The following is a 26,107-nucleotide window of genomic DNA, read 5'->3' on the forward strand; positions in this document are numbered from 1 at the left end:
GTGCGTTCCCCCAGTGGTTCCCACCTTCGCACGCACCACTGACAATCAGAGGATCGCGTTCCGCTTGACCGCCCGGAGGGTTCCCCGCGGCCCGTTCACGACACCGGCCGGGAATCCGCCCACATCTGCTCGAACTCCTCGCGATAGGTGGGGAACAGCCCACCTTCCTCGACTTCGCCCGGCTTGACCACTTTGGTCCCGTTGCGCAGGACCAGCACCGGCGCCTCCATGCCGCGGGACCGGCGCAGATGGTTCTGCACGACGGCGACACCGTCCGTGCCGTCGCCGTCCACGAGGTAGGCGGTGCAGCGGGGCGTCTCGTCGTAGACCTGGATCCCGAAGGCCGCGGGGTCGCGCAGCCGGGAGCGGACGCGGCGCATGTGCAGGATGTTCATCTCGACGCTGCGGCCGAGTTCGCCGCGTTTGAGCCCGAGTTCCCGCTCGCGGCGCTTGACCGCGCTGGAGGCCGGGTTGAGGAACAGCAGCCGCACCCGGCAGCCGGCCTCCGCGAGGCGCACCAGCCGGCGCCCGGAGAAGTTCTGCACCAGCAGGTTGAGGCCGATGCCGAGGGCGTCCAGCCGGCGTGCGCCGCCGAAGATGTCCTCGGCCGGGAACTGGCGCAGCAGCCGCACCCGGTCGGGGTGGACGGCGACGACGTCGGCGTACCGGTCGCCGACCAGGTCCTCGACCGCGTCGACGGGCAGCCGGCGCGCGGACGGCACGTCTCCGCCGGCGCCGAGCATCTCGAGGAGCCGCGCGGAGGCCCGTTCGGCCTGGCTGAGGACCGCCTCGGACAGCGCGCGGTTGCGGGAGACGACGTTGCGGGTGACCTCCAGCTCGTCCAGGGCGAGTTCGACGTCCCGGCGGTCGTCGAAGTACGGCTCGAAACAGGGCCAGTGCGCCACCATCAGCTCGCGCAGCTGCGGCAGGGTGAGGAAGGACAGCACGTTGTCGTCGGCCGGGTCGAGCAGATAGCCCTTGCGGCGGCTGACCTCGCGGACGGCGACCGCGCGCTGCACCCACTCCTGTCCGGCGGGCCCTGCGGCGGCGACCACCCAGTCGTCGCCGTGCACGGGCTCGTAGACGGGCCGCAGGACGGCGGCCACGACCGCGCGCAGCCGCTGCTCGACGAGGTTGAGCCAGATGTAGGCACGGCCGGCCCGCTGGGCGCGGGTGCGCACCTCGCGCCAGGCGTCGGCGCCCCAGTCCAGCTCCGGCCCGATCGAACCCGCCGCGTCCATCGGCCGTGCCAGGGACACCGCGCCGGGCGGGGCGTCCGTGGAACTGCTCCCCTCGTGACCGCCGTCACCAGGGGGCAGTTCCAGCCCTCCCGCGCCCACCCGCGTACCGCCTTCCACTCCCCCGGACACTCCCGTCCCAACGATCAAGGAGAGTACTCCGCCAGCGGTGCGCGGTGCAGCCCGATGGACAGGGTCGTTTCCCAACTTCCCGTATCCACGGGACCGTTCCGTCGGGCGGGCCGGCGGGAGTGAGCTGATTCATAGCGGGACCGGGTGGTCGCGGGGGTCGTGGAGGGCCGCGGCGGGGGTACGAGACCGGCACTCCCTTTCGGGGAGACTCGGGGACACTCGGAGCCAAGGCGCCCCCCGGCGCCGTACACCTGGAAGAGTCGTATCCATGCAGGTCTGGCCTGGCGAGGCGTATCCGCTCGGTGCCACGTACGACGGCGCCGGAACGAATTTCGCGGTCTTCACGGAAGCCGCGGACCGAGTAGAGCTGTGTCTGCTGCACGACGACGGCTCGGAGACGGCGATCGAACTGCGGGAGAGCGACGCGTTCGTGCGGCACGCGTATCTGCCCGGTGTGATGCCCGGGCAGCGGTACGGCTTCCGGGCGCACGGGCCGTACGCCCCCGAGCGGGGGCTGCGCTGCAATTCGTCGAAGCTGCTGCTCGACCCGTACGCGCGTGCGATCAGCGGGGCGGTCGGCTGGGGCGAGGAGGTCTACGGCTATCACTTCGGCCGGCCCGAGAAGCGCAACGACCTCGACTCGGCGCCGCACACGATGACATCGGTCGTGGTCAATCCGTACTTCGACTGGGGCGACGACCGGCGCCCCCGGACGGAGTACCACCACACGGTGATCTACGAGGCCCATGTCAAGGGCCTGACCATGCGTCACCCGGGGCTGCCGGAGGAGCTGCGCGGCACGTACGCGGGACTCGCACACCCCGCGGTGATCGATCACCTGACCGAACTGGGGGTGACGACACTGGAGCTGATGCCCGTTCACCAGTTCGTGAACGACCACCGTCTGGTGGACATGGGCCTCAACAACTACTGGGGTTACAACACGATCGGCTTCTTCGCCCCGCACAACGCGTACGCCTCCTGGGGCGACCGGGGCCAGCAGGTGCTCGAGTTCAAGTCGGCGGTGAAGGCGCTGCACGAGGCCGGGATCGAGGTGATCCTCGACGTGGTCTACAACCACACCGCCGAGGGCAACCATCTGGGCCCGACCCTGTCCCTCAAGGGACTCGACAATCCGTCGTACTACCGGCTGACCGAGGACCCCCGGTACTACATGGACACGACGGGCACGGGGAACTCCCTGCTCATGCGGTCCCCGCACGTACTGCAGATGATCATGGACTCGCTGCGGTACTGGGTTCTGGAGATGCATGTCGACGGGTTCCGCTTCGACCTCGCGGCGACTCTCGCACGCCAGTTCCACGAGGTGGACCGGCTGTCGTCGTTCTTCGACCTGGTGCAGCAGGACCCGGTGGTCTCGCAGGTGAAGCTGATCGCCGAGCCGTGGGACGTGGGCGAGGGCGGCTATCAGGTGGGCAACTTCCCGCCGCTGTGGACCGAGTGGAACGGCAAGTACCGGGACACCGTACGGGACCTGTGGCGGGGCGAGCCGCGCACGCTCGCGGAGTTCGCCTCCCGGCTGACCGGCTCCTCCGACCTGTACCAGGACGACGGCCGCCGCCCGCTGGCCTCCATCAACTTCGTGACCTGTCACGACGGTTTCACCCTGCACGACCTCGTCTCGTACAACGACAAGCACAACGCGGCGAACGGCGAGGACAACCGGGACGGCGAGAGCCACAACCGGTCCTGGAACTGCGGGGCCGAGGGCGAGACCTCCGACCCGGAGGTGCTGCGGCTGCGGGCGCGGCAGATGCGGAACTTCATCGCCACCCTGATGCTGTCGCAGGGTGTGCCGATGATCAGTCACGGGGACGAGGTGGCCCGTACCCAGCGGGGCAACAACAACGCGTACTGCCAGGACAACGAGGTGTCCTGGCTGGAGTGGCCCGCCGAGTCCGGTGAAGGGGAGGAGCCGCGGCGGCGGTTGCTGGAGTTCACCCGCGCGATGGTGTGGCTGCGCAAGGACCATCCGGTCTTCCGGCGGCGGCGGTTCTTCCATGGCCGGCCGGTGGAGGGCACGCATGACGATCTGTCCGACATCGCGTGGTTCACGCCGGAGGGGGCGGAGATGACGCAGCGGGACTGGGATTCCGCGCGGGCGTCGGCGCTGACGGTGTTTCTGAACGGGAACGCGATCTCCGAACCGGGGCAGCGGGGGGAGCGGATCACGGACGACTCGTTTCTGCTGATGTTCAACGCGTCGCCGAAGACGTTGGACTTCGTGGTGCCGGTGGATCACGGGCGGGAGTGGGAGGTGGTGGTCGACACCGCACGGGAGGATGGCGTGCCGCCGGGGAGCGGGCGGAAGGTGGGGGCGGGGACGCGGCTGAGTCTGACGGATCGCAGCATGACGGTGTTGCAGCGGCCGGTGTAGTCCCGGGCCTCTTCGCCCCCGCCGCCCTTTCCCTTCCCAACCCGGGGCGCTGCCCCCCGACGGAGGAACCCCCATGACCAGCCCGCCCACCGCCACCTACCGCCTGCAGCTGCACCCCGGCTTCCCGTTCCGCGCCGCCGCCGACGCCGTCCCCCACCTCGCCGGCCTCGGCGTGTCCCACCTCCACCTCTCCCCCGTCCTCGAAGCCGTCCCCGGCTCACAGCACGGCTACGACGTCACCGACCCCACACGCGTACGCGAAGAACTCGGCGGCGAACAGGGGCTACGCGCCCTCGCCCGCACCGCGGGGCGACACGGCCTCGAACTCGTCGTGGACATCGTCCCCAACCACATGGCGATGTCCCCCCGCCACAACCCCGCCCTGTGGGAGGTGCTCCGCGACGGCCCCGCCTCCCCCCACGCACGCTGGTTCGACATCGACTGGGAGGCCCAGCGCGGCCAGGTCCTCCTCCCGGTCCTCGGCGGGCCGCTGGGCCAGGAGGCCGAACACCTCGAACCCGACGGCGACGTACTCCGCTACTACGATCACACCTTCCCCCTGCGCGAGGGCACGGCCGCCCTGCCGCTCCCCCAGCTCCTCGACGCCCAGTGGTACCGCCCCGTGTGGTGGCGTCTGGCCCGCACCGAGCTGAACTACCGCCGCTTCTTCAGCATCTCCGAGCTGATCGGCGTACGTGTCGAGGACCCCGAGGTGTTCGAGGCCACGCACGCCAAGATCCTCGAGCTGTTGAGGGAGGGCGTGATCGACGGGCTGCGTGTCGACCACCCCGACGGGCTCGCCGACCCCGAGGGCTATCTGCGGCGGCTGCACGACGCCACGGGCGGCCGGTGGACGGTGGTGGAGAAGATCCTCTCCGACGGGGAACCGCTGCCCGCCTCCTGGCCGGTGGCCGGCACCACCGGCTACGACGCCCTGCGGCACGTGGACGGCGTGTTCACGGATCCGGTGGGGTTCGGTCGACTGCTGGCCCGGTACCGCCGGTTCGCGGCCCCGCAGACGGACCGGGGCGGCGACTGGGACGCGACGGTGCGGCGGGCCGCGTACAAGGTGCTGACGCACGAACTGGCCGCCGAGGTGGACCGGCTGACCCGCGTGGCGGACCGGCTGTGCGCGACCTCGCCGGAGCCCGCCCTGCGCGACCGCGCGCCCTGGGCGCTGCGCACCGCCCTCCAGGAACTGCTGGTCCGGCTGCGCGTGTACCGCCCCTACGGCACCGCCGACGCGGCCGCTGTCGTCACCGAGGAGGCCGCCGCCGAGGCCCGGTGCGCGTTCGCCGTCCCGGAGGAGGCCGGCGCGGTGGACGTCGTACGGGATCTGGTGCTGGGACGGTACGGGGACGGGCCGGCACATGTGGAGTTCCGTACGCGGTTCGCGCAGACCGCGTCGGCGCTGCGCGCCAAGTCCGTGGAGGACACGGCCTTCTACCGCTATGTGCCGCTGCTGTCGGCGACGGAGGTGGGCGGGAACCCCGGTGATCCGGCGGTGTCCCCGGAGCGGTTCCACGCGTACTGCGCGCGCGTGCAGCGCGACTGGCCGTCGACGGGGACCGTCGTCTCGACGCACGACACCAAGCGCAGTGCGGACGTGCGGGCGGCGCTGCATGTGCTCACCGAGTGCCCGGAGCGATGGGCGGATGTCCTGGCCGAGGTGACGCACAGCGGCGAGGGCGTGCCGGACGCGCAGCTGGCGTGGGCGGCCTGGCAGACGGTGTTCGGGCTCGGGGCGGTGGAGGACGCGGAGGAGAGGGTGCGGGGCGCGCTGCTGAAGCATGTTCGTGAGGCGGGGCTGTACACGAGCTGGACGGAGCAGGAGGCGCCGTACGAGGAGGCGGTGGCGCGGTTCGTGGCGGCGGGGCCGTGTGGGGTGCCGGGGGAAGGGGTGGCGGCGGAGTTCCGGGGCTCGGTGGAGGCGCATGTCTCCGCCAATGTGCTGGGGATGGCGCTGGTGCAGCTGATGATGCCGGGGGTGCCGGATGTCTATCAGGGGGCGGAGCGTGAGTTCCGGGCGCTGGTCGATCCGGACAATCGGCGAGGGGTGCGGTTCGGGGAGGGCGGGGGTGTGAAGGAGGGGGTGACTCGGGGGGCGTTGCGGTTGCGGGCTCGGCGGGCGGATGTGTTCGGGGCGGCGGGGTCGTACGAGCCGCTCGCCGCCGACGGGCCCGGTGCGGCGCATTGTCTGGCCTTCGCGCGGTCGGGTGAGGTGGTTGTCGCGGTGACTCGGCTGTCGTTGCGGTTGGCTGAGGCGGGGGGTTGGCGGGGGACTCGGCTGGTGTTGCCGGCGGGGCGGTGGGTGGATGTGCTGGAGGGGGGGCGGGTGTTCGGTGGGGATACGCCTGTGGCGTCGTTGTTCGAGGGCTTGCCGGTGGCGTTGCTGGAGCGGGTCGGGGACTGACGCACGCCCCCTGCCCGGCGTCGAGGCTGGGCGGGGGGGTGTCGCGCGGCCCGGCGTTCACGGGGTGCCGCTGCGCCCACCCGTGCCGCCATAGCGGCACGATTGCCCGCAGTGACGCGGCGCGTGCGCCCGCAGTCCGACGGCGCGGGTGCCCGCAGCCACGCGGCGTAGGCGCCCGCAGCCACGCGACGCGGGGGCCCGTGACCACGCGGCGTAGGCGGCCGCAGCCACGCGACGCGGGGGCCCGTGACCACGCGGCGTAGGCGGCCGCAGCCACGCGACGCGGGCGGCCGTGACCACGCGGCGCGGGCGGCCCGCGGCCATGCGGCGGTGCGCAGTCAGGGGGTGTGGGTGTTCGTGGGGGCTAGGTCTCGTCCAGGGTGAAGATCGCGCCCGTTTGGGCTGTCATCGTGCAGGGGTTGGGGAAGGTGTGGGTGTAGGTGATCGGGTGGCCCTGCCATTGGCCCGTCGCCTGGGCGGTTACGGGGGCGTAGAGCATGGGGCAGACGGCGTTCTCCCGGGGAGGGATGTCGGGGATGTGGCCGTTCGCCCTGGTCAGGTCGGCGCAGGCTTCGGCCGCGTGGCGGTGGCCGCGCGGCGGGTCGCAGCGGAGCATCGTGCCGTTCCGGGCCGTGGACGGAGTCTCGCCCTGGGTCACCGTGAGCAGCAGCCAGCTGTCCTCGCCGGGGGCGTCCGGCCGCGCGGGTGCCGCGCACGCGAGCAGGACGAGGGCGGCGAGCAGTCCCGCCCGTACGGTTCTCACCGAGGTGTGTGTCATTCCCGATGCATCGGCACGGCGCTCCCCGGACCCCACCCCGGCTCACCCGAACGGAAGGGTCCGCGGCCGGCCAGCTCGAACGCGGCGAGGACGACGCGCGCCTGGTACTCGGCCTGGCGTGCGACCGTGATCCAGCGCGCCCCGAACCCGTCCCGGCAGTCGGCGCACCGCGCGTCGATGAGCCGGTCCAGCTCCGGCAGCGCCCCGCTGGGGTCGCGTCCGGCCCGGGTCACCAGCTGGTGCAGCAGTCCCGCCGTGCGCAGGGCGAGCCGCCGTCCGGCGAGGCGCAGCGCGGCGAGGCCGGCGGTGGTCATGGATGGCAGCGGATGTGCAGAATCGTTACCCCAGTCGGGGTCCCACGCGTCGGCGAGCCCGGGGCAGACCAGGAGATAGTCGTCGACCGGGGCGAGCAGCCGCGCCGCGTCGGGGACGCCGGCGAGGTAGGGCCGGATACGGGCGGTCAGGCCCGTCAGCAGCAGCGTGTCCTGGCGCAGGGTGCGGCTGACGGACCGCAGCTCCGCCTCCGCGTCGGGGTGCGGGGAGCCGTCCCCCACGGCCGCCACGCCCCACATGGGGGCCTCGACGACCGCGGTGACGGTGCCGTACCGGTGCGGGTGGAACCACGTCGACTCGACGGCGGCCTCGGTGATGGCGGCGGCGAGGTCGCGCCGGTGCGGGGGCGGGATGCGGTAGACGGCGGGGCCGAGACGGGGCCAGTACAGGGCGTCGTAGGCGCCGAGCTCGCGTGGGACGCCGAGACGGGTGGCGATGGTCGCGACCCGCCGGTCCAGGCCCGGCAGGTCGTGGGTGAGTTCGACGAAGCCGCCGCCGATGTCGACGCCGTGCAGGGAGCACTGGAGGAAGGGCCGCAGTTCGTCCTGGAGGGCGAGCAGGGTGCGCGTCTCGGGCAGCGCGGCCGCGGCGGCGCCGTCGGGCAGCCATTCGGGCTGCTCCAGGAAGCCGGGCCGGAAGAAGTTCCGGAAGTGCCGGCCGAGCGTGTACGGCCCGGTGAGCCAGCGCTCGTTGCGGCGCAGTCCGTCGGGGTCGAGGCAGAGCAGCAGATTCCAGGTGGCGTCGGCGCCCTCGGTGAGCCGGGGGTCGGCCAGGGCCCGCTCGGCCAGGCGCAGCACGGTGGCGCCGCCCATGGGCTCGTTGGCGTGCGGTCCGGCGACCACGAGGGCCTGGCGGTCGCCGTGGCCGACGCTGAGCAGCCACAGCGGGATGCCCGCGCGGGAGGCGCCGACGCGGCGCAGCCGGGCGTCGTGCGGGTGGCGGGCGACAAGGGCGGCGGCCCGCGCGCCCAGTTCGTCGACGGTCGGGTAGCGCAGGAGGGGCGGCAGGGCACACCTCCGTGAAGTGGCGCCGTCGTATCACCGGGAGTGCGTGGCGTACGCACAGTCAGTCACGACTTCCGGGGTACGTCAACACCGCGACGGCCATGGGGACTTGCCCGGCGTCCGACGGGGTCAGTGCGTGGCGAGCCGGTAGGTGATCCGGCCGAAGCCGATCTGGTCGCCCTCACGGACGACGGCCGCGCCGACCACGCGACGCCCGTTCACCGTGGTCCCGTTGGTGGAGCCGAGGTCGCGCAGCACCCAGACGCCGCCCTGGTGGCGGAGTTCGGCGTGCACGCGCGAGACCGTCTCATGGCTGATCCGCAGCCCGCTGCCGGGGTCGCGGCCTATCCGCAGGGGGTGGCCGGACGCCGGGTGCGGCAGCAGCAGTTTGGGGAGCTTCTCGGCCTGCCAGGCGCGGCGCAGCCGTACGGTGAATCCGGAGACGGCGGCCACGCCGCCGAACACCAGGCGCGAGAGGCGGCTCTCCTGCGGAAGGTCGGCGGTGAGCGCGGCGAGTTCGTCGGAACCGCGTGCCGCGAGGGCGAGTTCCATGCGCCGGACGAAGGTGTCGTGCGACAGGCGGCCCATGGCGACGCCGTCCCGCAGCACGCTCAGCGCTTTGTCGCGCTCCGCGTCGGAGAGCCGCGCGGGGTACGTGTGGAACTCGAAGGACGACGTCACACCGCTGATTGTCGGTCAGTGACGGCCGGGCTGTCCAGAAAGCGGGGAAACGGTCACCACGCGCGCGTGCCGGGCGACACCTGCCGCAAAAGGGCGGATCCCCCGGCGAATTGATCTCCCATGGCGCACGATGGACGCGCTACCTCACAGTGAGCAGACGAAGGGGAACCGTCCGTGCAGTTCGAGGTGTGGGCACCGCAGGCCGGCCGAGTGACGCTCCGGTGCGAGGACGTCACGCGCGGGTTGGAGCGCGATCCGGAGCGGGAGGGGTGGTGGCGGGGGGAGGCCGGGGCGCGCGACGGCTCCCGGTACGGCTTCGCGCTGGACGACGGCCCCGTCCTGCCCGATCCGCGGTCGCGCCGCCAGCCGGACGGGCCGGACGGACTCAGCGCGGTCGTCGACCACGACCGGTTCGAGTGGCGTACGGAGTGGGCGGGGCGTCCGCTGCCCGGCGCGGTGCTGTACGAGCTGCACGTGGGCACGTACACGCGCGAGGGCACCTTCGACGCGGCGGCCGAACGGCTCGGTCGTCTCGCGGACCTGGGTGTGACTCATGTGGAGCTGATGCCGGTGTGCCCGTTCCCGGGTACGCACGGCTGGGGGTACGAGGGGGTGTCGCTGTGGGCGGTGCACGAGCCGTACGGCGGGCCCGAGGGTCTGAAACGCTTCGTCGACCGGGCGCACGCGCTCGGGCTGGGTGTCGTACTGGACGTCGTGCACAACCATCTGGGGCCGTCCGGGAACCATCTCCCCCCCTTCGGACCGTACTTCACGGACACGCATCACACGCCGTGGGGCGCGGCCGTCAATCTGGACGCGCCCGGCTCGGACGAGGTGCGCGGCTTCCTCGTGGACAGCGCGCTGGCGTGGCTGCGGGACTACCGGATCGACGGGCTGCGGCTCGACGCGGTGCACGCGCTGATGGACACGCGCGCGTGCCACTTCCTGGAGGAGCTGTCCGGGGCCGTGGACGCCCTCGCCGCCGACACCGGCCGGCCGCTGTTCCTGATCGCCGAGTCGGACCTGAACGACCCCCGGCTGATCACGCCTCGCGCGCAGGGCGGTCTCGGGCTGCACGCGCAGTGGAACGACGACTTCCATCACGCGCTGCACACCGCGCTGACGGGTGAGGGACAGGGCTACTACGCCGACTTCGCGCGTGACCCGTTCGCGGCCCTCGCCAAAACGCTCACCGGCGGGTTCTTCCACGACGGCACGTATTCCGGATTCCGGGGCCGGCACCACGGCCGCCCGCTGGACCTGGACCGGGTGGCCGGGCACCGACTGCTCGGCTACAGCCAGACCCACGACCAGATCGGCAACCGCGCCCGCGGCGACCGGCTGGCCGCGCTGGTCTCCCCCGGGCTGCTGGCCTGCGCGGCGGCCCTGACGCTGACCGCTCCGTTCACGCCGATGCTGTTCATGGGCGAGGAGTGGGCGGCGGGCACGCCCTGGCAGTTCTTCACCGACCACACGGACCCCGAGCTGGCGAAGGCGGTGAGCGCGGGCAGGCGGCGGGAGTTCGCCGCGCACGGCTGGGCCGAGCAGGACGTGCCGGATCCGCAGGACCCCGCCACCCGCGACCGCTCCTGCCTGGACTGGTCGGAGCCGGAGCGCGAGCCGCACGCGCGCGTACTGTCCTGGTACCGGGACCTGATCGCCCTGCGCCGCGAGCAGCCGGACCTCACCGACCCCGACCTCGGCGACACCAAGGTCGCCCACGACCAGGAGCACCGCTGGCTGGCCTTCCGCCGGGGCGACGTCCGGGTGGCCGTCAACCTCGGCGAGGAACCGGCGGCGATCCCCCTGGGCATCACCGACGCGCGCGTACTCGCGGCGTGGGAGCCGGTGGAGCCCCCGGGCGCGGACGGGGTGCTGCGGCTGCCCGCGGAGTCGGCGGTGGTACTGCTGCGGGCGTAGGCGGCCACGGGGCGGCTCCCCGGCGGTCGCGCCCGGTCAGGGCCGCCGCGCGAAGGCGTGCCGCGGCTGCCCGGTGGGGGCTCTCGAGCGGGCGCGCCCGGTCACTGCGGCCTACGCCCGGACGGGGTACCGCTGCGGGAGCGGGCGGCTACGGGGCCTCGTCGCCCCCGCCGAGGTCGCTCACGCGTTCCAGCATGATCGGTTCCCAGGCGTGGCGCAGCCGGGTGCGCAGGGTGAGGGGCGGGGTGGCCGTGCCGCCGGTGAGGGTGTCGGTGAGGTGGAGGACGGCGTCGCAGCGGGCCAGCCACAGGCCGCGCAGACAGGGGCGGGCGCCGTAGCCGGCGAGGGTGGCGGCGCGTACGGCGGCCGGGGCGCCGACGGCGAGCGCGAGGCCCGCGATGTCCTCGGCGGGGTCGCCGACCACCGCCGCGTCCCAGCCGAGGACACCCCGTACGCGCCCGTCCGCGCTGACCACGAGGTGCCCGCCGGTGAGGGCGTGGTGGACGAGGACGGCCGTACCGGGCTGGCAGGCGAGCTGGACCGCGGCGGGCGGGGTGAGCTGGTTCAGCCGGACCGGGTCGAACTCGTCGGCGGTCGCGAGGTGTTCCGCGGCCCCCACGGCGGCCCTGCGCAGGGCCTCCAGGGAGCGCGGGGGGACACGTGGCACGCCGAGTGTCTCCGCCTGCCGTACCGGCACCTCCCGCAGCCCCGCGAGCAGGCCGGCCAGGTCGGCCTCGCCGACGGCCGACACGGTGTGCTCCTCCCCCGTCCCGCCGGCCAGCCGGGTGTCCAGGGCGCAGAACAGGCCGGGCGCCCACTCGCCGTGTGCCACGGTGGACGGCAGCGCGACCGGGAGGTGGGCGCGTACGAGGTCGCGCAGCCGCAGCTCGCGGCGCCGGAGGGTGCCGGTCTCCCGGTCCGGGGCGAGGCGCAGCACATGGCGGGCGCCGACCCACCAGGTGGCAGGCTCCGCGCCTTCGGCGACGGGCCTGACGTCGGGTCCCGCACCGCCGCCGCCGTCGTTCAGCAGGGTGCGGGCCAGTCGGCGGACGGTGTCCGCGGTGGGGGTCGGTGCCTGGGTCATGGGCGCGCCGTTGCCGTTCGGGGAGGCGGTCGGGGGGACGTGGGGAACCGCTCAGTCCACTATGACCATCTCCCGCTCTGTGTTGTTCAGCCGCCGGCCGCCGTCCTCGGTCACGGTCACGATGTCCTCGATACGCACACCGAACCGGCCGGGCAGATAGACGCCCGGTTCGACGGAGAAGCACATGCCGGGGACGAGGGGCTGCTCCTCGCCCTCGATCATGTACGGCGGTTCGTGCGTGGTGACGCCGATGCCGTGGCCGGTGCGGTGGATGAAGTACTCCCCGTACCCGGCGTCGGCGATGACCGCGCGGGCGGCCCGGTCGACTTCCTGGCAGGCGACGCCGGGCCGTACCGCGCGGAAGCCGGCCTCCTGCGCCTCGCGCACGAGGTCATGCACCCGGCGCTCCTCGTCGGTGGGTTCGCCGACGTGGACGGTGCGGGAGGTGTCGGAGCCGTAGCCGTCCTTGAGGCCGCCGAAGTCGAGGACGACCATGTCGCCGCGTTCGATGACGCGGTCGCCGATCTCGTGGTGCGGGTTGGCGCCGTTGGGGCCGGAGGCGACGATCGTGAAGTCGACCTGGGAGTGTCCGAAGCGGCGCAGCAGGGCGGCGAGATCGGCGGCGACGTCGGTCTCGCGGCGGCCGGCGAAGGCGACCTGCCTGATCTCCTCGAAGGCGGCGTCGGCCGCGGCCCCCGCGGCGGCCAGGAGCTCCAGCTCGGCGGCGTCCTTGACGGCGCGCAGCATGGGCAGAGCCTCGGTGAGGGAGGCGTACGAGGTGCCGGGCAGGGCTGCCTGCAGGCCGAGCAGATGCATGGCCCAGGCGTTGTCGCTGATGCCGAACCGGCCGTTCGCGTCCAGCAGGGCGGCGGTGGCCGCGTAGGGGTCCTTGCCGTCGGTCCAGTCGCGCAGGGTGAGCGCACAGGCGCCCAGGGCGCGTTCGGCGTCGGGGGCCTCCAGGGTGGGGACGACGAGCACGGGGTCGCGGCCGGCGGCCAGGACCAGCAGGGTGAGCCGCTCGGTGGCGGCGGTGGGGGTGTAGCCGGTGAACCACACCAGGTCGGGGCCGGGTGCCACCAGCAGTCCGGCGAGCCCGGCTTCGGCGGCCTGCCGTGCCGCACGCTCCATGCGGGCCCCGTGGTCGTCGGCGGTGAAGGACTCGGACGCGGCGCCGGTCATACAAGGGCCTCCCAGGGCGGACGTCAGGTTACGGGCAGCATCCTGCCCGCCGGACGGGGGTGGCGCGAGCCGGTTGCCGGTGTTCGCCCGGCGGACCACCGAAGCTAACGCCAGATCATTGCATTGCCATTAGAACTAATGGTTTGATCGCACCGAACCGTTACCAGGCACATCCGGGAGGCATACGGCCATGCTCGTACTCGCGCACATCAGCGATCTGCATCTGGACGGCACCGCGCGGGCGACGGAACGTGCCCAGCGGGTGCGGGACCGGCTGTGGGAGCTGCCGGTCGCGCCGGACGCTCTGCTGGTGACCGGCGACATCGCGGACCACGGCGCCGAGTCCGAGTACGAGGAGGCCGCGAGTCTGCTGGGACTGCGCGACGGCACCGCCCCCTTCCCGGTGCTGACGTGTCCGGGCAACCACGACAGCAGGGCCCCGTACCGCAAGGCCCTGCTGGGTGAACCGGCCACCGACGGGCCGGTCAACAGCGTGCGGGTACTGGACGGCGGCGCGGTGCTGATGTGCGACTCCAGCATCCCGGGCCGCGACGACGGAGAACTGGACGCGGAGACCTGCGCCTGGATCGAGTCGGCGCTCGACGGACTCGACGACGGCCTTCCGGCCCTGCTCGCCTTCCACCACCCGCCGGTGTCGCTGCACCACCCCGTGCCCGACTCCTACCCCCTGCGCTCCCCCGACCGGCTGGCCGCCCTGCTGGCCCGCCGCCCCCGGATCGCCGGGCTGATCACCGGTCATGCCCACACCCCGGCCGCGACCACCTTCGCGGGCCGGCCGGTGCTGGTGGGACCGGGCGTGACCTGGACGCTGCGACTGCCCTGGGAGGGCGAGCAGATCGCGGACCGGGACGCCCCGGTCGGCCTCGCCTTCCACGTCCTGGACGACGAGGGCCGGCTGACCACCCACTTCCGGGTGGTCACGTGACGATGCCGGGGACGGCCGTCAACTGCCGGTAGCCGCCGCCTCGATGGCGCACCGTCAGTCTCACCTCGTCACCCGGCCGGGAGCGGGCGACGGCCCGCGCCAGGTCGGCGGCGGAGTCGACCCGGGCGGCGCCGAAGGCGAGGAGGACGTCGCCGCGTACGAGACCGGCCGAGAAGCCGGGCCCGGGGATGTGCACGCCGACGACCAGCGCTCCGGGTCTCCTGTCGTCGGCGACCTCCACGCCGAGCCGGGTGACGGGCGCGGACGGCGCGGCGGACCGCGCCACCGCTGCCGCCATGGGCATCTCCCCCGTCTGCCGCTTCAGCTCGGCCGGCCCGCCCGCGCCGACGACCGTGACCCCCACCGCCCCCAGCCCGGCCCCGGACAGCACCAGCAGCACCCCGGCCAGGACCCTCGGCAGCACGGCCGGCAGCCGCCCGCGCCGCCGGGCGGGCGGGCCGGAGCCCGTTCCGCCGCCGGGCCCCTCGCCCCTGCCGGCCCCGTCGCCGGGCATCGGCCTGGGCCGCAACGCGGTCTGTTCCATGGTTGCCTCCGCCTCCGGGTACGGGCTGGTCGGGTGGGGTCGGGTGTCAGACCAGCACGGGCCGTGCCGGTACGCGGTCCGGTGCGAAGCCGTGGACCCGGCCGGACAGATACTCGTCCTTGTACCGGTCGACGCTGCGGTGCCAGTTGAGGATGCCCGCCATCCAGTTCCGCAGGTCCGCCACATAGCCCCGCATGATCGCCCGCGCCTCGTCCGACAGCTGGAAGTCGTCGTACACGACAGGCAGTTCGTGCTCCACCACATGCTCGAACTGGCGCATGCGCTGGTTCATCAGGTCCTGCACCACGGGCAGCGCGGTCGGATAGTCGACGCCGAAGAAGTTCTGCACGACCAGGACCGCGTTGTGGACCTCGCCCTCGAACTCGATCTCCTTCTGGTAGGAGAAGACGTCGTTGAGGAGGCAGGCGTAGTCGATCGCCGCGTTCTCCAGGGAGCGGACGGGCCCGCTGCGGTAGACCTCCGGCGGCACCGCGGGACCGTGTCCGGCGCGGCACAGCCCGAGCGTGAGGTCGGAGCCGAAGGTGGCGCGCCGCATCTCCAGATAGTCCACGGGGTCCGGGACGCGGTGCTGGATCTGGTTGGACAGCTCCCACACCCAGGACTCGGTCATGACGTCGACGGCCGCCCTCAGGGGCCGGCGCTCGTCGGGCTCCATACCGGCCGTGGTGCGCGCCCACAGGTCGATCAGGGACCGCTCCATGGCGTTGACGGGCGGCGGTGCGACCTCCTCGGTGCCGAGGGGCATGCACGCCGACAGACGGGCGGTGGTGAGCCGGGCGGCGGCCAGATCGCGGCGGTGGCCGTAGACGAGCGGGTAGTAGTCGTCGCCGTAGGTGCCGAAGGCGAGCCAGTCGGAGGCGAGGTCGAGCTGTTCCTGGGTGGCGTCCGGGTCGAGTCCCGCCGCGCACAGGGCGAGGTCGCAGCTCTCCAGCTTGTCCTCGTCCCAGACGCCCTCGCCGAGGATGCCCATCCGCCGCGACCACTCCAGCAGATGCCGCCGCGCGCCGTCGAGGGCGGGGCTGAGCTCCAGCGGGAACGGCATCCGGATGTCGGGGATGACCGAGGGGCCGACCTTCTGGTACGGCACGTGTGTGTGGGCGCGCAGCCGCTCGGCGCCCGCCGTGGCGAGGAGCGCGCCGACGTCGGCGGCCGATGTGCCGGGGCCGGACGGGGACTGCCAGGGGGAGGCGGAACGCGCGCCCTCGTTCATGTAGCGGCTGGAGCGCAGATGCCATTCGTGGCCGCCGGACTGCCAGTCCTGGAGGCCCTTGGTGTACGCCGCGATCGCCGCGGTCCGGTCCGGGGTGAGCCCGTTCTCCAGCGCGACGGCGGGTACTTCGGTGAACGCGGTGTGCTCGAACTGGTGGAGCCGTGAGGTGAGGACGTCATTGACGATGTCGGCGGCCTCCTGGGTGGTGCAGCCGAAGAAGGTCTCCAGGACGAGGACACCGTTGCTGAGTTCGCCCTCGTCCTCGACCTCGCGCTGGTAGGAGAACAGGTCGTTGCGCAGGTGGACGGCGTCGGAGAAGGTCTCCATCAGCACCCTGAGCGGCCTGGTCCCGGCGACGGCCGCGGGGACCTCGGCGGTCGCGTACTCCACGAGTCCGGCCGACCAGGGGGCGCCGCCCACCTTGCGGCGCATCTCGATGTACTCGACGGGGTTGGCGATCCGCCCCTCGTTGATGTTGGACAGCTCCCACATCGACTCGTTGAGGAGATGCTCGGTGGCGACGGCGAACCGGCGGCGCCAGTCGGCGGACATCGCCGGCACGGTGCGGGCCCACAGGTCGGCGAGGCCCGCCTCGACCGGGTTCCGCGGCTCGGGGACGCCGGCCGCCGGGTCGAGCGGCATGAACAGCGGCAGCCGGTCCAGATGGGCCTTGCCGGCGGCCCGGTCCTGGCTGCGCTTGAACTTCTCCAGGAAGTGGTCGTCGAAGAAGAAGACCCACACGTACCAGTCGGTGATGAGCGACAGGGCGGGCCCGTCGCAGTCGGGGTGGGTGTAGGCACAGAGCAGGCCGTAGTCGTGCGCGTCGAGGTCGGCCTGCTCCCAGACCCCGCTGCCCTCCAGCATGCCCATCCCACGCGCCCACTCGGTCGAATGGGCGCGCGCCTCGTCGACATGCGGGTTGAGTCGCGCGGGGTGCGGCAGGTAGAAGTGCGGAAGTTCGAACGGCTGCGTCATGGCCGGGGGCTACCCGTGGCCCGTCGGCGGCATCCGTCCGGCCGGGCATGATCACACATTCGCGTGAACCAGGCCCCGTAAGGGAGTTGGTGACGCTATGTCCTGACCTGGATCAGCGCGTGGGTGCCGCCGGTGCGCCAGCGTTGTCCCTGGGCCGCGACCAGTGCCGCCTCGGTGTCGGCGGTCAGTCCGGTGATCACGTCCGACTTCAGGGTGCGCAGGGCGGCGACCGGTCCCGGGAAGCCGTCCGTGACCTCGGCGAACGGTGTGGTCGGGGGCCAGTACCGGTCGCCCACGAGTCGCCGGTAGTTGAGGTCGCCCTTGACGACGGTGAGCGTGGCGGCGGCGAAGTCCGCGCGGAGGTCGTCCGGCATGTCGGCGTACGGCAGCGGCGCACAGGAGAACGGGTGCGCGCGCAGGACGAGGCGGCCGTCGGTGAGGGCGGACCACAGCCCGCGCCCGTACGCGGCCGCCGCTCCCCCGGCGCCGGTGAGCCGGCGCACCGCGTCCAGGACGTCGGCGGTGGTGGCGTCGGAGACGTAGTACGGGTATGGCTTGACGTGCAGTACCGCCCGGCCGATCCGGCCATGGGCCAGCAGATGGGCGATGAGCAGGAGGTCCGGGACGAGTTCGCGGCCCGCGTTGTCGGCGACGAGACACAGGGTGCCCGTGCCGGAGGCGGTGAGCAGGGACCACAGCCGCTCGCTGTCGTCGGCCACCAGGGCGGGTACGGCGGCCTTCTCCTCGGCGCCCTCGGCGGACATCCGGAAGCCGAGGTCCGCCCGGTTTCCCCACAGGGAGCCGTGCAGCAGGGCGCGCGCCCGCTCGTGCTCCGGGCGGCCGGTGAGGTCGTCGAGCGCGGCCAGTTCCTCGTCAGTGGCCGGTGAACCGAGTTCGGCGAGTTTGGAGGGGCGGAACGGGTCGACGCCCTGCCAGGGCCCGGGGGCGAAGTAGCCCACGGCGTCCAGCAGCCGACGGTAGAACCAGCTCTCGGACCACAGCCACGGCACGTCGAACCAGGAGCGGCCGGCGTAGGTGTCCGTGCCCCAGGTCCGCCAGCGTTCCCGGTCGTGCGCGCCGGCGGGGAGGGGTTCGATCGTGCCCTGCGTGCACTCGGTGAGCAGCGCGTCGAGGGCCCGCTGCCGCTCGGGCCCGTACGGGAGGGCCTCGCGCACCTGCCGGATGATCGCGGGGTGCCGGTCGGCCAGCACGCCGTGCGGGAAGGTGCCGGGTTCGTCGCCGAGGATCACGGGCGCGGTGGGGTGATCGGACATACGGATCACCGTAACGCGGCGTGGTTCAGACCGGTGCGATCTCCCGCTCCAGCCGTGCGGCCAGGCTGAGATAGCGGGCGCGCCGGGTGACGGGGACCAGCCCCCTGATGAGGAGCTGCCACATCTCGGCCGTACGGCGGGGCTGCCTGGCGACGGATTCGCGGGAGCGGCCGACGACGCGGGTGCCGACGAAGAAGCAGACCAGGGAGTGCGCCACGACGTCGATGTCGACGTCCGGGTGGACGTCGGCCTCCTTGACGGCGCCGAGGAGCCGGGCGGTGACGATGTCCAGCCACTCGGTGAAGGGATGGCTGAGCGGGGGGCGCGGGCGGGTGCCGCCGGTGGCGAGCCGCAGTCCGGCCCGCAGCACCGGGTCCTCGGCCGACATCCTGGCTATGCAGAAGGTGAGGCGCATCAGCGCCTCCAGGGAGGTGTGCCCCCGCAACTCGGTGTCCCTGGCCAGCCGTCGGCTGGTGACGGACTGGAGTTCCAGGATGGCGTGGGCGAGGTCCTCCTTCGCCGCGAAGTGGAAGTAGAGGGCCCCCTTGGTGACCCGGGCGTGCTCGACGATGTCGCTGAGACTGGTCGATTCATAGCCCTGCCGGTCGAACAGCTCGGCGGCGGCCGTGATGATCGTCGCGCGGGTCTGTTCGGCTCGTACCTGCCTCGCCATCGCCTGAACTCCTGAGCCGGAAAGGAACGGGTCATGCCGTTTGTTTTAACGCCGAGTACACGATAACTCACCCTGCGGCAATGGCCATCAGGCGGATTCGTCCCGGACTTGGACACAGCGGCCAAAATGAACGCGCCCCCCGAAAGAAAACAGCACGTCCGGTATCTAAGTGTGTCAGGTGCCGGCACAAAAGAGAACGGCGGGCCGACCGGCCACGGAAAACCACGACGGTGAACGCGCCGGGGGTCGCCTCCGTACTGCCCTGAGGAATTCCCGCGTTCCTCCGAAGGAGGCGGTCCGGATGCCCCGGACGACCGCACACCGCACCGCGCTCGCGGCAGCCCTCACGGCCCCGCTGCTGCTGCCGTTGTGGGCCGCGGCACCGGCGGCAGCCCACGGGGCGCCGACGGATCCCGTGAGCCGGGTCGTGGCCTGCTCACCCGAGGGCGGCGACCGCGCGGGCTCGCCGGCCTGCCGGGCGGCCGTGGCCGCGAACGGGGCCGCGTTCACGGCGTGGGACAACCTGCGGGTGGCGGGCGTGGCCGGCCGGGACCGGGAGCGCATCCCCGACGGCAAGCTGTGCAGCGGGGGCCTGCCCGACTACCGGGGGCTCGACCTCGCCCGTGCGGACTGGCCGGCGACCCGGGTGGGACCCGGCGGGGCGCTGCCGATGACGTACGTCTCGACGATCCCGCACACCGGCACGTTCCGTATGTATCTGACGAAGCCCGGCTACGACCCGGCGAAACCGCTCACCTGGTCCGATCTGCCCCGGACGCCGTTCGCCCAGGTCACGGACCCGGCGCTGACGGACGGCGCCTACCGGTTCCGGGCGACGCTGCCGTCGGACCGGACGGGGCGTCATGTGCTGTACACGGTCTGGCAGAACAGCAGTACGCCGGACACGTACTACTCGTGCTCGGACCTGGTGTTCCCCGAGAAGGAGAAGAAGAAGGAGACGGCAGAACCGGCGGCCGGGAAGAGTCCGGTGGGACCGTCCGCGACTCCGAGCCCGAAGACGGCGAACACCCCGGCGGCCCCCGCGCCCCCGGCCACCCCGGCTTCGACCGCACCCGTCGCGAAGACGACCACCGCCGCGAACGCCACCACCGCCGCCGCCCCGTCCGGCCCCTCCGCCCCGCTGCTCGCGGGCGGGGCCGCCGCCGTGCTGGTGGTGACGGGTGGCACGGCGCTCGCGCTGCGCCTGCGCCGGCGCTGAGGGACGGGAGCCGTAGCGGGCCCGTACCGTCCGTTCGGTCCGGAGTCCGCGGGTGGCGTCACCACGCTCACGGTTCATCACAATGCGGCAGCAACGCCTCACTTCACGTGGCTGTTCACTTGACGACCAGTGGTTCCACAGGGTTGGCTCCGGGCCAGTGAGAGTCATCCGTTCGGCGTACACCTGTGTGGTGCCGTCGGGGCTCCCCTCCCTGCTCTTGCTCGGCCGTACAGCGAGGTCCGTACTCGTCATGAACACTCGTCCCCCGTCCCGCCGCCTTCCGAGACGCCGTCTGGTGGCGCTGGCAGCCGCCGTCGGCCTGCTGGCGACCGGCTGTTCCGCCCTCGGCTCGGACGACGACTCCTCGGGCTCCGGCGCGAGCACGTCCGGCTCCAAAGGGATGAAGGTCACGCTGGTGACCCACGGCGACGAGGGCGACGCCTTCTGGGACCGGGTGCGCAAGGGCGCCGAGGCGGCCGCCGCCAAGGACGGCATCGAGCTGACGTACGTCAGCGATCCTGATCCGGCGGGACAGGCGGAACTGGTCCGCGAGGCGGTCCGCGCCGGTGTCGACGGCATCGCGCTGACGCTGGCCAAACCGGCCGCCATGAAGGGCCCGGTGAACGAGGCACGGGCCGCTGACATCCCCGTGGTCGGGCTCAACTCCGGGATCGACGCCTGGAAGTCGTCGGGGCTGCTGGCGTACTTCGGCCAGGACGAGAGCGTGGCGGGCCGGGCCGTCGGCGACAAGCTGAACGAGCTCAAGACCCAGCACGCCGTGTGCGTCGTCCACGAGCGTGGCAACGTTGCCCTGGAGGCCCGCTGCGCCGGCGTGAAGAAGACGTTCGGCGGGACGACCGAGAACCTCTACGTGGACGGCACCGACATGCGGGCCGTCGCCGGCATCATCGCCGCCCGGCTGCGGCAGGACCCGTCCATCGACGAGGTCGTCACCAACGGGGCGGCCTACGCCCTCACCGCGGTCGACGCCGTCGCGGAGGCGGACAGCGAGGCCGACATCGCCACCTTCGACCTCAACCAGGAGATCGTGGACGCGGTGCGCAGCGGCAACGTCCAGTTCGCCGTCGACCAGCAGCCCTATCTGCAGGGCTACCTCGCCGTTGACGCACTGTGGCTGTACAGGACCAACGGCAACATCAGCGGCGGCGGGGTCGCGCCCGTGCTCACCGGGCCGGCGTTCGTCACGAAGTCCAACTCCGCCTCGGTCGCCGGGTTCGCCGCCGCGGGCACCCGCTGACGGGCCCGCCCGTGCGTACCCCTCCCACCAACCGAACGCCCTAGGACCACGATGTCTCCACGGACAGGTGCCCGGCGCCGTCTCGGCTCCATACGTCTCTCGCTGTTCCTCCTCGCCCTGGTGCCCAGCGTCACCCTCGCCGGCATGTGGGGCCTGACGACGATCCAGATGTTCTCCGAGGGGATGCAACTGCGCTCCCAGACCGAACTGAGCCGGTCCACCGGCGCGATGGGCACCCACGCCACGCTCGCCCTGCAGCAGGAGCGCCGGCTCACCGCCGCCTGGCTGGCCGAGCCGAGGAGCTCCCGGACCGCCCTCGACGCCCAGCGCGAGCGGACCGACGAGGCGGTGGCGAAGCTGGTCGGACAGGCCGACGTGATCGCCGAGGCACCGGCCCGCATCTCGGACCGGATGTACGGCGTCCTGGGCTCGGTGGGCAGCCTCGAGTACTACCGGGACCAGGTCGACCAGCCCAGCGACATCACCGCCGAGCAGGCGCTCGACCAGTACACCTCGATCATCGACGACCAGATCCACGCCTTCCAGGAGCTCTCCCAGGTCGACGACGGCGACCTGACCTCCCAGGCCGGACCGCTGGTCTCGCTGGAGCACGCGGCCGAGCTGATCTCCGAGGAGGACGCGCGGCTCACCCTCGCCTGGCCCGCCGGCCGGCTGGACACCCAGGGCTGGAGCGACTTCGCGAAGCTGGTCCACACCCGCCGCTGGCTGGTCGAGGACCAGATCGTGCCGTCCCTGCGCGGCGAGACCAAGACCCAGACCGAGCGGATCCTGCAGAGTGCCGAGTGGCGCGCCCTGGAGGCGGTCGAGGACCAGATCCTCGCCACCCCGCCCACTGGTGAGAAGCGCAGGGTCGACCTGCCGGACCTGCGGGAGCGATGGGAGGAGGCCATGGACCGGGTCTCCCCTCAGTACGCCACCATGATCCGGCAGCAGACCGACGCACTGCTCACCCGCAGCGCCGACGAGGCCCGCAGCCTGCTGGTGACGGCCGCCTCGCTGAGCGCGGCCGGACTGCTCGCGCTGCTGCTGTGCGTCGGCCTGTCCTGGCGCATCACCCGCTCGCTCTCCCGCCGGCTGCGCGGTCTGCGGGTGGCCACCCTGGGCCTCGCCGAGGAACGGCTGCCCGACGTGGTGGCCCGCCTGGAGCGGGGCGAGAAGGTCGACGCCGAGTCGGCCACCACCCCGCTGGACTACGGACACGACGAACTGGGCCAGGTGGCGCAGGCGTTCAACACCGCGCAGCGCACCGCCGTGCACACCGCCGTCGAGCTCGCCGACACCCGGCGCGGTTTCCAGAAGGTCATTCTCGGTATCGCGCGGCAGAGCCAGAACCTGGTCAACCTCCAGCTCAGCAAGCTCGACGCGCTGGAGCGCCGGCACACCGACCCCGAGGTCCTCAAGGGTCTGTACGAACTGGACTCCACGGCCAGCCAGTTGCGCCGGTACGAGGAGAACCTGGTCATCGTCAGCGGTGAGCGCCCCGGCCGTTCCTGGAGCGAACCGGTCGCGCTGATCGACATCATGCGCAGTGCCGTCGGTGAGGTCGCCGAGTACCAGCGGGTGGAGCTGCACACCGAGGAGGAGGTGTCCGTCGCGCCGCCCGCGGTGGCCGACGTCATCCATCTCCTCGCCGAGCTGATCGACAACGCGACCGTGTACTCACCCGCGCCGAGCCCCGTCGGGGTGCGGGCGGCGATGGTGGCCAAGGGCCTCGTCGTGGAGGTCGAGGACCGGGGCCTCGGCATGTCGGACGACGACTACGCCTCCCTGAACGACCAGTTGGCGAAGGCACCGCAGTTCGACGTGGTGGCACTCGCCGACGACCTCCGGCTCGGCATGTTCGTGATCTCCCAGCTCGCGCACCGGCACGGCATCGGGGTGACCCTGCGGCCGTCGCCGTACGGCGGGACGACGGCGATCGTGCTGATCCCGCACGAGATCGTGGTGCGGGACGCGGCGTCCGGCGGTGCGCGGGAAGGAACCGGCGCGGACCGGGCGCACGTCAACGGCCGGGTGGACGACGCCCACCGGGAGAAGGTGACCGCTGGCGCCGCGGTGTCCCGGCCGGCGGCCGCCGTACGGACCGCGCCCGCCCCGGCCGCCGCGCCGGAGCCCGCTCCACGGAAGGACGGACTCATCCCGCTCCCCCGCCGGGTGCCGCAGACCAGTCTGGCCGCCGAACTCCGCGAGGACTCCGCGCCGGACGCCGACGACGGCGTCGCCGACTTCACCGCGGAACACGCCGCCTCCTCCCTCGCCGGCTTCCAGCGCGGCACCTCCCAGGCCCGGGACGACGACACCGACGACGCGGACGGGACGGCCGCGCCGGCACACGTGCCCGCCGCTCCCGACGAGCTTCCGACTCCGCCCGCCGACCGCTGACCGCCGACCGTTCACGAAGGAACACCGTCATGACACGCCCCATCCCCGCCACCCACACCCAGCTGGACCAGCTGCTGACCGGACTCGTCGAACGGGTCGCCGACGTGAACCAGGCCGTGGTGCTCTCCGAGGACGGACTGGTGGTGAGCAAGTCCACCGGCTTCCTGCGGGACGACGCGGAGCGCCTGGCGGCGACCGCGTCCGGGCTGATGAGCCTCAGCAAGGGCGTCAGCATGGACTTCCGCGGCGGCCCGGTGCGCCAGGCCCTCATCGAGATGGCGCACAGCTACCTGATCCTCACCTCGGCCGGTCCCGGCGCCCATCTGGTGGTGCTGACCGGGCCGGGCGCGGACGTCGGCGTGGTGGCGTACCAGATGAACATGCTGGTGAAGAAGATCGGCGAGCACCTCAGCGCCGCCCCGCGGGACATCGCCGGGCCCGCCGCCGACCCCGGCGTGTGAGGTGGGCGGAAGCGACTCGGCGGGGCGCCTCGTACGGCCGTTCACCCTGACAGGTGGCCGGACCCGGCCCAGCCGCGCCGACTTCACGCTCATCACCACGGTGACGGCGGCGGATCCGCAGCCCGAGGGGGCGGCCCGGCCGCAGCCCGAGCATGCCCGGATCCTGCGCCTGTGCGCCGCGCCGGTGGCGGTCGCCGAGCTCGCCGCACGTCTCGACCTCCCCATGAGCGTGGTCGTCATCATGCTGTGCGACCTGCTGGAGGCGGGCCGGATCAGCATCCACCCGCCGCACCCCGTCAACCGCACCACCCCGGATCTGGATCTGCTGCAGAAAGTGAGGGAGGGCCTTGGCCGGCTCTGACACCACCGCCGCGCGTCCGGCACCCGACACGGTCAAGATCCTCATCGCCGGTGGCTTCGGCGTGGGCAAGACGACCATGGTCGGCTCGGTCAGCGAGATCGTCCCGCTGCGCACCGAGGAGCCGCTGACCATGGCGGGCCTCGACGTCGACGACCTCAACGGCGTCGAGGAGAAACGTGCCACCACGGTCGCGCTGGACTTCGGCCGGATCAGCGTCTCGGACGACCTCGTGCTGTATCTCTTCGGTACACCGGGTCAGCAGCGGTTCTGGTTCATGTGGAACGACCTGGCCGTCGGCGCGCTCGGCGCGGTGGTCCTGGTGGATGTCCGCCGGCCGAAGACGAGTTTCGCGGCGATCGACTTCTTCGAGCGCCGGGGCATCCCGTTCGTGATCGCCGTGAACGGCTTCCACGGGGAGCATCCGTACCCGGTGGAGGACATCCGGGACGCGCTGACGCTGCCGGACGGCGTGCCGGTGCTGTTGTGCGACGCGCGGGAGCGGGAGTCGTGCCGGGACGTGCTGATCGCACTGGTCGACCGGCTGATCGCGGAGGCGGAGCCGGAGCCGGCGAGCTGAAGGTGCCGGGGGGTGCGGCGGGTGCGCCGCACCCCCCGGCGCGGGGTCAGTCCAGGCCGGCCGACTTCAGCCAGGCCTTCGCCACGTCCAGCGGGTCCTTCTTGTCCAGCTGCACCTGGGCGTCGAGGTCGAGGAGCGTCTCGGTGTCCAGCTTCGCGGACACGGCGTTGAGCGCCTCCACGCCCTCCTGCGGCAGCCCCTCCTTGCTGACCAGCGGGGTGACGTTGGCGAAGCCGAAGAGGTTCTCCGGGTCCTTCAGGACGACGAACTTCTCCTTGATGATGGTCGGGTCCGTGGTGAAGATGTCCGCGGCCTGGACCTCGTTCCCGGTGAGGGCCGCCTGGGTGAGCGGGCCGCCCGCGTCGAGTGCCTTGAACGACTTGAACTTCAGGCCGTAGACGGTCTCCAGGCCCTTCAGCCCCTGCTGCCGGGTCTGGAACTCGGGCGAGCCGCCGATCACGAGGCCGGGCGCCGCGTCCTTGAGGTCGGCGAGGGTCGACTCGGCGGTGAGGCCGTACTTCTTCGCCGTCGCCGCGTTGACGCTGACCGAGTCCTTGTCCTCGGCGGGCGAGGACTCCAGCAGCGTCAGCGACGTGTCCAGCTTGGCCTTGGCGGCCTCGTTCACCGCCTCGGCCGACTCCTGCCCGGCCTTCGGGTCGAGGTAGGCGAGGAGGGAGCCGTTGTACTCCGGCAGGACCGTGATGGAGCCGTTCTTCATCAGGCCGTACGTCGTCTCACGGCTGCCGATGTTGTGCTTGTAGTCGACCTTGAGGCCCTTGGCGCGCAGCGCCTCGCCGTAGATGTCGGCGAGCAGGGTGCTCTCGGCGAAGTTGTTCGAGCCGACGACGACGGTGCCGGCCTCGGCCTTCTCTCCGTCGAGGGGGTTGTCGGAGGTGTCGCCGGAGGAGGAACAGCCCGCGAGCAGCGCCGCCGCGGCGAGCGCGACAGCCGCCACGCCGGTGGACCTCGTCCTGGACCTGCTGCTTTTCGCGGTAGGAGTCATTCGCCGATCCAATCCAGCCGTT

The 26,107-nt window shown here is 72.5% G+C and carries 22 protein-coding genes; 11 read left to right on the top strand and 11 right to left on the bottom strand.

Annotated features, from left to right (window positions below; genetic code table 11):
- Positions 1-95: 95 nt before the first annotated feature.
- Complete coding sequence (locus tag ACGFR9_RS02855; RefSeq protein WP_393202766.1) at positions 96-1,370, bottom strand: SAV2148 family HEPN domain-containing protein; 1,275 nt, start codon at positions 1,368-1,370, stop codon at positions 96-98.
- 268 nt (positions 1,371-1,638) lie between these two features.
- On the opposite strand from ACGFR9_RS02855, the gene glgX reads away from it, so the two are divergent.
- Positions 1,639-3,768 (top strand): glycogen debranching protein GlgX, encoded by a 2,130-nt coding sequence (gene glgX / locus ACGFR9_RS02860; RefSeq protein WP_393202272.1) that lies wholly within the window; start codon positions 1,639-1,641, stop codon positions 3,766-3,768.
- A 73-nt stretch (positions 3,769-3,841) separates the two neighbouring features.
- The gene (treY, locus tag ACGFR9_RS02865; protein ID WP_393202274.1) at positions 3,842-6,181 is read left to right on the top strand and encodes a malto-oligosyltrehalose synthase; all 2,340 of its coding nucleotides are present in this window, start codon (positions 3,842-3,844) and stop codon (positions 6,179-6,181) included.
- A gap of 364 nt (positions 6,182-6,545) precedes the next feature.
- Here the strand turns inward: treY and ACGFR9_RS02870 are convergent, their stop codons facing one another.
- Both ACGFR9_RS02870 and ACGFR9_RS02875 read right to left on the bottom strand, forming a co-directional pair.
- A complete protein-coding gene (locus ACGFR9_RS02870) occupies positions 6,546-6,944 on the bottom strand; it encodes an SSI family serine proteinase inhibitor (protein WP_393202276.1) in 399 nt (132 codons plus the stop codon).
- 11 nt (positions 6,945-6,955) lie between these two features.
- The gene (locus ACGFR9_RS02875) at positions 6,956-8,212 is read right to left on the bottom strand and encodes a M14 family zinc carboxypeptidase (protein ID WP_393202768.1); all 1,257 of its coding nucleotides are present in this window, start codon (positions 8,210-8,212) and stop codon (positions 6,956-6,958) included.
- Between ACGFR9_RS02875 and ACGFR9_RS02880 the strand changes: the two genes are divergently transcribed.
- Positions 8,117-8,314, top strand: coding sequence for a hypothetical protein (locus ACGFR9_RS02880; protein ID WP_393202278.1), 198 nt, complete (start codon positions 8,117-8,119; stop codon positions 8,312-8,314). The two genes, ACGFR9_RS02875 and ACGFR9_RS02880, sit on opposite strands and share 96 nt — an antisense overlap.
- Before the next feature lie 111 nt (positions 8,315-8,425).
- Here ACGFR9_RS02880 and ACGFR9_RS02885 read toward each other — a convergent pair whose 3' ends face one another.
- Positions 8,426-8,977: an FHA domain-containing protein gene (locus ACGFR9_RS02885; RefSeq protein WP_393202280.1), complete on the bottom strand. Its 552-nt coding sequence runs from the start codon at positions 8,975-8,977 to the stop codon at positions 8,426-8,428.
- Between the two features lie 174 nt (positions 8,978-9,151).
- On the opposite strand from ACGFR9_RS02885, the gene treZ reads away from it, so the two are divergent.
- Entirely contained in the window at positions 9,152-10,897 is a 1,746-nt protein-coding gene (treZ, locus tag ACGFR9_RS02890; RefSeq protein ID WP_393202282.1) for a malto-oligosyltrehalose trehalohydrolase, read from the top strand.
- 148 nt (positions 10,898-11,045) lie between these two features.
- On the opposite strand, the gene ACGFR9_RS02895 is transcribed toward treZ, so the two are convergent.
- Together ACGFR9_RS02895 and ACGFR9_RS02900 are read right to left on the bottom strand one after the other, a co-directional pair.
- Positions 11,046-11,981 carry an aminoglycoside phosphotransferase family protein gene (locus ACGFR9_RS02895; protein WP_393202284.1) on the bottom strand — a complete coding sequence of 312 codons (936 nt, stop codon included), beginning with the start codon at positions 11,979-11,981 and terminating at the stop codon, positions 11,046-11,048.
- A 51-nt stretch (positions 11,982-12,032) separates the two neighbouring features.
- The gene (locus ACGFR9_RS02900; protein WP_393202286.1) at positions 12,033-13,160 is read right to left on the bottom strand and encodes an aminopeptidase P family protein; all 1,128 of its coding nucleotides are present in this window, start codon (positions 13,158-13,160) and stop codon (positions 12,033-12,035) included.
- Positions 13,161-13,350: 190 nt separating this feature from the next.
- Here ACGFR9_RS02900 and ACGFR9_RS02905 point away from each other — a divergent pair, with 190 nt between their 5' ends.
- Entirely contained in the window at positions 13,351-14,106 is a 756-nt protein-coding gene (locus tag ACGFR9_RS02905; protein WP_393202288.1) for a phosphodiesterase, read from the top strand.
- On the opposite strand, the gene ACGFR9_RS02910 is transcribed toward ACGFR9_RS02905, so the two are convergent.
- From ACGFR9_RS02910 to ACGFR9_RS02925, 4 genes are all read right to left on the bottom strand, one after another.
- Positions 14,099-14,650, bottom strand: a complete 552-nt coding sequence (locus ACGFR9_RS02910) for a PDZ domain-containing protein (RefSeq protein WP_393202290.1) — start codon at positions 14,648-14,650, stop codon at positions 14,099-14,101. The two genes, ACGFR9_RS02905 and ACGFR9_RS02910, sit on opposite strands and share 8 nt — an antisense overlap.
- A 46-nt stretch (positions 14,651-14,696) precedes the next feature.
- Entirely contained in the window at positions 14,697-16,856 is a 2,160-nt protein-coding gene (cyc2, locus tag ACGFR9_RS02915; RefSeq protein WP_393202292.1) for a germacradienol/geosmin synthase Cyc2, read from the bottom strand.
- A gap of 95 nt (positions 16,857-16,951) precedes the next feature.
- Entirely contained in the window at positions 16,952-18,130 is a 1,179-nt protein-coding gene (locus ACGFR9_RS02920) for a damage-control phosphatase ARMT1 family protein (protein WP_393202294.1), read from the bottom strand.
- A 25-nt stretch (positions 18,131-18,155) separates the two neighbouring features.
- Positions 18,156-18,803 (bottom strand): ScbR family autoregulator-binding transcription factor, encoded by a 648-nt coding sequence (locus ACGFR9_RS02925; RefSeq protein ID WP_393202296.1) that lies wholly within the window; start codon positions 18,801-18,803, stop codon positions 18,156-18,158.
- A 301-nt stretch (positions 18,804-19,104) separates the two neighbouring features.
- On the opposite strand from ACGFR9_RS02925, the gene ACGFR9_RS02930 reads away from it, so the two are divergent.
- The 6 genes from ACGFR9_RS02930 to ACGFR9_RS02955 all read left to right on the top strand — a co-directional run bounded on the left by ACGFR9_RS02930 (position 19,105) and on the right by ACGFR9_RS02955 (position 25,082).
- On the top strand, positions 19,105-20,022 hold the full coding sequence (locus tag ACGFR9_RS02930; protein ID WP_393202298.1) for a lytic polysaccharide monooxygenase: 918 nt from the start codon (positions 19,105-19,107) through the stop codon (positions 20,020-20,022).
- A 250-nt stretch (positions 20,023-20,272) separates the two neighbouring features.
- On the top strand, positions 20,273-21,280 hold the full coding sequence (locus ACGFR9_RS02935; RefSeq protein WP_393202300.1) for a substrate-binding domain-containing protein: 1,008 nt from the start codon (positions 20,273-20,275) through the stop codon (positions 21,278-21,280).
- Between the two features lie 51 nt (positions 21,281-21,331).
- A complete protein-coding gene (locus ACGFR9_RS02940) occupies positions 21,332-23,683 on the top strand; it encodes a nitrate- and nitrite sensing domain-containing protein (protein WP_393202302.1) in 2,352 nt (783 codons plus the stop codon).
- Between the two features lie 29 nt (positions 23,684-23,712).
- Positions 23,713-24,144, top strand: coding sequence for a roadblock/LC7 domain-containing protein (locus ACGFR9_RS02945; protein ID WP_311644532.1), 432 nt, complete (start codon positions 23,713-23,715; stop codon positions 24,142-24,144).
- A gap of 1 nt (position 24,145) precedes the next feature.
- Entirely contained in the window at positions 24,146-24,505 is a 360-nt protein-coding gene (locus ACGFR9_RS02950) for a DUF742 domain-containing protein (RefSeq protein WP_393202304.1), read from the top strand.
- Positions 24,492-25,082 carry an ATP/GTP-binding protein gene (locus tag ACGFR9_RS02955; RefSeq protein WP_393202306.1) on the top strand — a complete coding sequence of 197 codons (591 nt, stop codon included), beginning with the start codon at positions 24,492-24,494 and terminating at the stop codon, positions 25,080-25,082. Before ACGFR9_RS02950 ends, ACGFR9_RS02955 begins: the two co-directional genes overlap by 14 nt.
- A 46-nt stretch (positions 25,083-25,128) precedes the next feature.
- Here the strand turns inward: ACGFR9_RS02955 and ACGFR9_RS02960 are convergent, their stop codons facing one another.
- On the bottom strand, positions 25,129-26,085 hold the full coding sequence (locus ACGFR9_RS02960) for an ABC transporter substrate-binding protein (protein ID WP_393202308.1): 957 nt from the start codon (positions 26,083-26,085) through the stop codon (positions 25,129-25,131).
- Between the last annotated feature and the right edge of the window lie 22 nt (positions 26,086-26,107).

It is taken from the genome of Streptomyces sp. NPDC048584 (assembly GCF_043199595.1).
GTDB lineage: Bacteria > Actinomycetota > Actinomycetes > Streptomycetales > Streptomycetaceae > Streptomyces > Streptomyces edwardsiae.